General features: G+C 38.8%; 7 protein-coding genes and 2 tRNA genes. 4 read left to right on the plus strand and 5 right to left on the minus strand.

Features of this window, described 5'->3' with window-relative positions; genetic code table 11:
• A partial coding sequence (gene thrS / locus H5185_RS20210; RefSeq protein WP_182742998.1) for a threonine--tRNA ligase occupies nucleotides 1-1,498 on the minus strand: 1,498 nt, incomplete at its 3' end.
• 497 nt (nucleotides 1,499-1,995) lie between these two features.
• Here thrS and H5185_RS20215 point away from each other — a divergent pair.
• Nucleotides 1,996-2,196, plus strand: coding sequence for a CPXCG motif-containing cysteine-rich protein (locus tag H5185_RS20215; protein ID WP_124014859.1), 201 nt, complete (start codon nucleotides 1,996-1,998; stop codon nucleotides 2,194-2,196).
• 48 nt (nucleotides 2,197-2,244) lie between these two features.
• Here the strand turns inward: H5185_RS20215 and H5185_RS20220 are convergent, their stop codons facing one another.
• Nucleotides 2,245-2,859 (minus strand): riboflavin synthase subunit alpha, encoded by a 615-nt coding sequence (locus tag H5185_RS20220; protein WP_124014858.1) that lies wholly within the window; start codon nucleotides 2,857-2,859, stop codon nucleotides 2,245-2,247.
• Nucleotides 2,860-2,888: 29 nt separating this feature from the next.
• Between H5185_RS20220 and H5185_RS20225 the strand changes: the two genes are divergently transcribed.
• The 3 genes from H5185_RS20225 to H5185_RS20235 all read left to right on the plus strand — a co-directional run bounded on the left by H5185_RS20225 (nucleotide 2,889) and on the right by H5185_RS20235 (nucleotide 4,629).
• Complete coding sequence (locus tag H5185_RS20225; RefSeq protein WP_182742999.1) at nucleotides 2,889-4,250, plus strand: MATE family efflux transporter; 1,362 nt, start codon at nucleotides 2,889-2,891, stop codon at nucleotides 4,248-4,250.
• Nucleotides 4,251-4,427: 177 nt separating this feature from the next.
• Nucleotides 4,428-4,504, plus strand: a tRNA-Val gene (locus tag H5185_RS20230).
• A gap of 48 nt (nucleotides 4,505-4,552) precedes the next feature.
• A tRNA-Val gene (locus tag H5185_RS20235) sits at nucleotides 4,553-4,629 on the plus strand.
• Between the two features lie 472 nt (nucleotides 4,630-5,101).
• Here H5185_RS20235 and H5185_RS20240 read toward each other — a convergent pair.
• The 3 genes from H5185_RS20240 to H5185_RS20245 all read right to left on the minus strand — a co-directional run bounded on the left by H5185_RS20240 (nucleotide 5,102) and on the right by H5185_RS20245 (nucleotide 7,444).
• Nucleotides 5,102-6,166 carry a methyl-accepting chemotaxis protein gene (locus tag H5185_RS20240; protein WP_259396265.1) on the minus strand — a complete coding sequence of 355 codons (1,065 nt, stop codon included), beginning with the start codon at nucleotides 6,164-6,166 and terminating at the stop codon, nucleotides 5,102-5,104.
• On the minus strand, nucleotides 6,124-6,597 hold the full coding sequence (locus tag H5185_RS23110) for a PAS domain-containing protein (RefSeq protein WP_259396266.1): 474 nt from the start codon (nucleotides 6,595-6,597) through the stop codon (nucleotides 6,124-6,126). The genes H5185_RS20240 and H5185_RS23110 overlap by 43 nt, the downstream gene beginning before the upstream one ends.
• A gap of 127 nt (nucleotides 6,598-6,724) precedes the next feature.
• Nucleotides 6,725-7,444, minus strand: a complete 720-nt coding sequence (locus H5185_RS20245; RefSeq protein ID WP_182743000.1) for an EAL domain-containing protein — start codon at nucleotides 7,442-7,444, stop codon at nucleotides 6,725-6,727.
• Between the last annotated feature and the right edge of the window lie 143 nt (nucleotides 7,445-7,587).

Raw genomic sequence — 7,587 nt, forward strand, 5'->3', positions numbered from 1 at the left:
CTGCGACATAAGTAGCACCTAAACGAGTCGGTAATGCATAATCGAGTTGTACTGTACCACATTGCCATGCACGATCTAAACAGTCATGCAAAGTAAATTCGATTTTCGGGCCATAAAATGCACCTTCGCCCGGTAATATTTCATATTTAATATTATTATTGGCAAGCGCTTGCTTTAAAGCATCTTCTGCTCGGTCCCACATATCGTCATCGCCAATACGTTTTTCAGGACGCGTAGACAATTTAACCACGATATTTTCAAAACCAAATGTCGCGTATGTGTCATATACCATTTGAATACATGCACTAACTTCTGCTTGAACTTGGTCGTCAGTACAGAAAACATGTGCATCATCTTGTGTAAAGCCGCGTACGCGCATTAAACCATGAAGAGAACCCGATGGCTCATTACGATGACAACAACCAAACTCAGCCATACGTAACGGTAAGTCACGATAAGATTTTAACCCTTGGTTAAAAATCTGCACATGACCAGGACAGTTCATTGGCTTGATTGCGTATTCACGGTTTTCACTGTTAGTGGTGAACATGGCTTCGGCGTATTTATCCCAGTGGCCAGAACGTTCCCATAACACTCGATCCATCATAAGTGGACCTTTCACTTCTTGATAAGTGTATTGGCCTAACTTTTGACGAATGAACTTCTCGAGTTCTAAAAATATGCTCCAACCATCGTTATGCCAAAACACCATTCCTGGCGCTTCTTCTTGCATATGGTACAAATCTAATTGTTTACCAATTTTACGGTGATCGCGCTTAGCCGCTTCTTCTAGACGGACTAAATGTGTTTTGAGCGCTTTTTTGTCTGCCCATGCTGTACCGTATATACGTTGCAACATTTTATTGTCAGAATTACCACGCCAATATGCACCTGCCACGCTCATTAACTTAAAGTTTTGGCAAAAACGCATGTTTGGTACATGAGGGCCACGACACATGTCGATGTATTCTTCATGGTGATAAAGCGCTGGTGTTGCATCTTTACTGATGTTGTCATCAAGAATCGCAATTTTATACTCTTCACCGCGAGCGGTAAATGCATCACGAGCTTCTTGCCAAGAGACAACGTTTTTGACCACATCGTAGTTAGTTTTTGCAAGACTAAGCATGCGTTTTTCTAAGGCTTCAATGTCTTCATGGGTCAGTTTATGGTCTAAATCGATATCGTAATAAAACCCGTTGTCGATTGTGGGACCAATCGCCATTTTAGTTTCAGGCCACATTTGTTTGATCGCGTGACCAAGTAAATGCGCACAAGAATGGCGAAGGATTTCAACACCTTCTTCGTCTTTAGCCGTAATAATAGCTAATTCAGAATCTGCAGTAATTAAGTCAGTTGCATCTTTCAGTTCACCGTTAACGCGGCCAGCAATACACGCTTTTGCTAAACCAGGGCCGATGTCTAATGCAACATCAAGAGTCGAGACAGGCGTAGCAAACTCACGTTGGCTACCATCAGGCAGTGTAATAATAGGCATTAAATTTCCTTTTCCAGTGGTGACCCACACGTAGGGCCACATGGTAATTAAGTATGTTCTATTTGAACGAGAAACACGTTAATGAAATCAAGACAGTACAGGAGTCTTAGTTACCCAAAAACGTAATCGTTTATTTTATGCGATAAGCGCTTTAGCACGCAACCACACAATAGTGATTTAGTGATAAAATTCAGGTTTTATGCAGGAAAATAAGGTTAATACAAGCTATTGCAGTGTTAATCAAAAAAACCATTTTTAAGATTATTGACGGATATCGCTAAGCATAAGAAAAATAATAGTCTACAGCCGCTATAATGAATGATATAAATTCACCATACAACTAGTTGAAATAAAATACTTTATACATAAAATTGTAAGCTTAAATTTATTTTAAATGAATTAATTTTTAACCATGAGAATCATTCTTATGGATGATCCAAATGTTGAAATGCTCACTATACTTATTGAAACGAGTTAGTCAGTGAGGAGTACTCGCTATGAGATTACTTTCGCGTGTCATCAGTTGCCCCCACTGCGGGCATCATCAACATGTTGCTTTAGATACCAGTTCTGGTGATCAAGAATATTACGATAATTGCCGTATGTGCTGCAATCCGATATATATTCGGATGCATCTTGATGATAATCGTAAAATGATAGAACTTCATATCGACGCTGACGATGAACAAATTTACTGATCGATGATGACTTGCTTAAAATGAAGCAAGCCATATCGTTTTAACAGCTTATGCAAGTTGCTTTTTTGCGAGCACTCTTTCGACCGTATCAACGATCACCTGAGTTTGGCTGTCAATTTCGATATTGATTGTGTCACCAACACCGTATTGATTTAAATTGGTTAGTTTTAACGTTTCAGGAATTAAGTGCAAAACAAACCCACTGTCATTGACCTTTCCTACGGTTAAACTACAACCATTAATTCCCACAAAACCTTTATAGAAAATGTAGTTCATCCACTGCGGATCAACTTGGAGCTCTATATTATAATGTTCAGCGGTATTGCTAACCGCTTTAACTGTCGCCAGCGTATGCACATGACCAGATAGTATATGTCCACCTATTTCGGTGCCAAACGTCAACGAACGTTCTATATTCACTGAGTCACCAACCTGGGTATTGCCTAAGTTAGTCACGGCTAATGTTTCTTCCATTACATCAAAAAAAACCTTATCATTTAGTATCTTGGTTACCGTAAGGCAAACACCATTATTGGCTACGCTAGCACCTGTCACTAATCCTTGTGTTAACGCTGGTGTCATAGCGACTTCAAAGGTTTTAAGGCCGGTCGCATTGTTAATTGATACCACTTCACAAGTGGCTTGAACTATACCAGTAAACATAATTCTCTCGTTCCGTTATAGGTTTTTTAATGAATAATACAGGGTTTCAAATATCACGCTTAATCAAATTGGCGCTGCCAGTGCTGATAGCACAAGTTACACAAACCATGATGGGCTTTATTGATACTGTCATGGCTGGTCGCGTCAGTGCCGTCGATATGGCTGCTGTTGCGGTAGGAACCAGTCTTTGGTTACCGGCAATCTTATTCGTTCAAGGTTTATTAATGTCTTTTACGCCTGTCTTTTCTCAACATCATGGGGCGAATAATCAGCAAGCCATTCCCAAAATACTGTTTCAGGCAGGATATATTGCCATAATTGGCGGTATTGGTGTGATGTTCTTTCTTGCATCTTCTACTTATTTACTCGATTTAATGCATTTAGAACCTAAACTGCATGAATTAACGGTTGGATATATAGATGCTATTTTATGGGGAGCTATGCCGTTTGTCTTGTATCAAGTGCTTCGTGGTTGCAGTGAGGGGATCTCTTATACAATGCCAACCATGGTTATCGGGTTTATTGGATTAGCCGTCAATATACCGGCCAATTATGTGTTTATCTATGGCGGTTTTGGTATTCCTGCAATGGGTGGTGCCGGTTGTGGCGTCGCTACCGCACTGGTATTTTGGGCAATGCTAGCGGCGATGATTATTTATATGTTGGTTGATAAAACCTTTAAAGAACTTAAACCGTTTCAACAGTTTTATCGTCCGCACTTGGCGAGCATGTGGTCGATGATTAAACTGGGTATGCCAATTGCCTTGGCATTATTTTTTGAAGTGAGTCTATTTGCGGTGATCGCGTTATTTCTTGCCCCATTAGGCGCTAATGTTGTTGCAAGTCACCAAATCGCGCTTAATTTCTCTTCAATCATATTTATGCTGCCACTATCTATTGGTATTGCGGTCTCCATTCGTATTGGTTACTACCTTGGCCGTGGACAACCTGAAATATCGGCTCTTGTGGCCAAAGTAGGATTAGGTTTGTCTTTGTCATTAGCGGTATTAACCGCCCTACTGACAGTGATGTTTAGGCATGAAATAGCCTTGTTATACAATGACAACCCTGAAGTGGTCGCCTTAGCGGGTAGCCTAATGATGTTAGCTGCATTTTATCAAATCTCAGACTCAATCCAAGTTGTCGCAGCTGGTGCACTCAGAGGTTATAAAGATACTCGAAGTGCATTTTACATTACCTTGTTTTCCTATTGGTGTGTTGGTATGACTACCGGATATGTATTGGGCTATACCGATATGATTCTACCATCAATGGGGGCTCATGGATTTTGGATTGGATTAATTGCAGGATTAACATCAGCAGCAATTCTGTTTGCAATTAGGTTAAAGTATATTCAAAAGAAAGGCTTGGTATTTAGCCAAATAGGGTAATAACTGTAAATTATCAACGTTAAGCATGTAATTTTGCTTAACGTTGAAGCAAGTTGCACAGCAAATCACCATTTAGGCATAAATATGTTTTTTTTGCTTGCAAGCAGTAGGCTATCCAACTTACTATAGCGGCCGCTTTGAAGCGAAATGTTTTGAAGTGATACTGTAGTAAACAATACACCCGTAGCTCAGTTGGTTAGAGCACTACCTTGACATGGTAGGGGTCGGTGGTTCGAGTCCACTCGGGTGTACCACTCTTTTCAAAGAGTCTAAACATTGGAATTGTAATAAAAGTAAACAATACACCCGTAGCTCAGCTGGTTAGAGCACTACCTTGACATGGTAGGGGTCGGTGGTTCGAGTCCACTCGGGTGTACCATTTCTTGCTTTATCTCCTCGTTTTAAAAGCCTTTTTCAAGTCAGTCATATTACTAGAATTAACCTACCCTTTACCAAATCTGATTAATCTTGTGACAATTTATATTTTTTGATCTGCAAATTTATAGGGTTTCCTTGCATTATAAATTGGTCATTAGCAGTATGTAGATATAAAAAAGGCACAAATCACTAACGAGCTAAATATGTTTGTACAAGGTGTTTTGAAAACAACCTTTAATACTATCCTCATCTCCCCCAGCTTTGATTCTTAGGCCGTTAGTTAATCCTGTTCAGCCAAAAAACAGTCAAATTATTTGTCTTGTATGCTAATGGACATTCAATAACGTTGATACTCATGAGTCTATACACTTAGAACCCCGATTGTTGACTAAGATGATTTATCTACAGTCAAAAATCGGTCTAAGCAAGCATGAGCGACTACAAGTAAACTCATCTATTAAATTCTCCAGCGTTCAATCTTTAAACTGGATAATAAGATTATATTGGTCGCTTAACCTGATAAGCAGCTCTTTACTCATGGATACAGATTTAATGCTTTGTTGCTCACTATGCTTTGCCATATCACTAATGGCGACAACGCTTCGACTTATTTGTTCAGAAACGACCGATTGCTCTTCTATTGCTGTTGAAATTTGTGCATTTAAACCAGCTATTGCCGAAACTACATTGGTAATATTTTCGAAGGAATCACCAGTTGCATTAGCTAAAGCAACACATTTTTCCGATTGTTCATTACTTGAATTCATTGCTTTAATGGCTAGAATGGACTCCCCCCTTAACTCACCTAAAAGTTGACCAATCTCATTGGTTGATTGTTGAGAACGCATTGCTAGCGCCCTAACTTCATCGGCTACAACCGCAAATCCTCTTCCTTGTTCTCCCGCTCTTGCCGCTTCAATAGCCGCATTTAGTGCTAGTAAATTAGTCTGATCTGCAATACTGCTCATTTCACTAAGAACAGCTTCAATTGATTTAGTACCTTTAACTAAACGATCTATTGAATGGTCTACATTACTAAGTTGCTTTGATAACTCCTCAATAGCGGCAACCGTTTGAGTAACAATTTCTTGCCCTTTATTACTGCTATTTAAACCTTGCTGGGAAGATTGCGCAGCTCTACTTACAATACGAGCGACTTCTTGTATTGTTGAAGACATTTGATTAACCGCTGTCGCAACTTGATTGGTTTCACTCGTTTGTCTATTTAAGATGTTTTTAACGTCTTCGCCGCAATAAGAGGAGTCTTGCGCCAAGGTTGTCACTTTTTCTGAATCATCAGATACTCGACCAACTACCGCACTCAATTCTGCTTTACGCATTTTTAAAGCTAATTCTATGATGCCGGTTGCATCGTTATTACCTGAATATATGAAGCTCATTAGAGGATTATCAAACACAGCTTTTGCCGTTTTAACCACGCGAGAATATTTAGTCCTCCATGAGGAAAAAATAATTATTCCACAGAGTGATACAGCTAAAATAGCGCCATAAGAATGATGAATATAATTTGCACCCATAATGTTGAGTCTTTACTGAAGCTAATTTGCTTAAAGGGTTTACCCGTTGCAATTTTTCCGTATACAGAATCTGCTCTATGTTTTACATCACTGTCTAAATAAGTACGCACAGATTGATATTCAAACGTTTTACCCGTTTTGTCCTTTATTGGTGTTACAAAAGCATTTACCCAGTAGTAATCACCATTTTCATATTTATTTTTAACGGGTCCCATCCAGGAATTTCCAGCTTGAATATAGCTCCACATGTCTTTGAATGCCGCCTTAGGCATATCGGGGTGCCTGACCATGTTATGTGGCTTACCCATCATTTCATCTAAAGAAAACCCAGAGATATCACAAAAACTTTTGTTGGCGTACTTTATGTAACTGTTCAAATCTGTTGTAGAAAGGAGAATTTCGCTAGGCGAAAAAGTTTGTTCTTTACTCATGTAAGTTACTCATTAGTTAGTTTGTGTGAAATGTTTACTGTGGCAATACTTTCAGGCGTCTTTTGCAAGCAGTGAAATAATATTTTCAGATGTGAGTGGCTTACTAAAGTAGTAGCCTTGACCATAATCAGTTAATATTGAGGAGATGTTTGATTTTTTCCTCGAGTTCAATTCCTTCAGCCGTTACCATTAGATTTAAAGAACTCCCCAGCGATACAATGGTATTAACCAAAACCACTTTGATTTCATTGAAGTTATTATTATTGATCCCGCTAACGAAAGACTTGTCGACTTTTATGGATGTAATAGGATAATTAGCTAAATACTGTAGTGATGAATAACACGTGCCAAAGTCATCTAACGCTATACCAACGCCTATTTTCCTTAAATTCGCTAATGCTTGATCTAACATTAGTGAGGGCTCAATGAGTGTTTGTTCAGTAAGCTCTATCTCTAAACAACGTCCATCTAATTGATACGTTTCTAAAAGTTTTTCAATGGAACGTGAGAATGTCGGATCTTTCATCTGGTAAGGAGATATGTTTACCGCAACATGAAGCTCTTTTCCTGTTAAATCCTGCCAGTGCTTGATTGCTTCAAGGGATGTTTTTAACACAAAATCGCCGACCTTATTTATAAGGTTTTTTTTCTCGAGAATAGGAATGTAATCTTCTGGAACTAAATGACTGAAGCGAAAATTGTTCCATCGCAGCAATGCTTCAAAACCAATTATATTTTGAGATTTGATTTCGAATTTTGGTTGATAAACAAGGTAAAATTCATTATTTTCATAAGCTTGCTGCAAAGCTATTTCTAATGCGTAGTATTCAGCTGTCTGAATAAACATCGCATCCTCAAAATATGCATAAGCATTTATCCTGACTGTGGGCGTAATTGTGATCAATTAATTCGCAATGCTGATCTCGCTATGTATGACGCGAAAAAAAGTTTGGGTAAAAGCTCTTATGCATATTTTGAGGATGCGATGTT

Origin of the sequence: Shewanella sp. SG44-6 (assembly GCF_014164185.1) — a bacterium.
Lineage (GTDB): Bacteria > Pseudomonadota > Gammaproteobacteria > Enterobacterales > Shewanellaceae > Shewanella > Shewanella vesiculosa.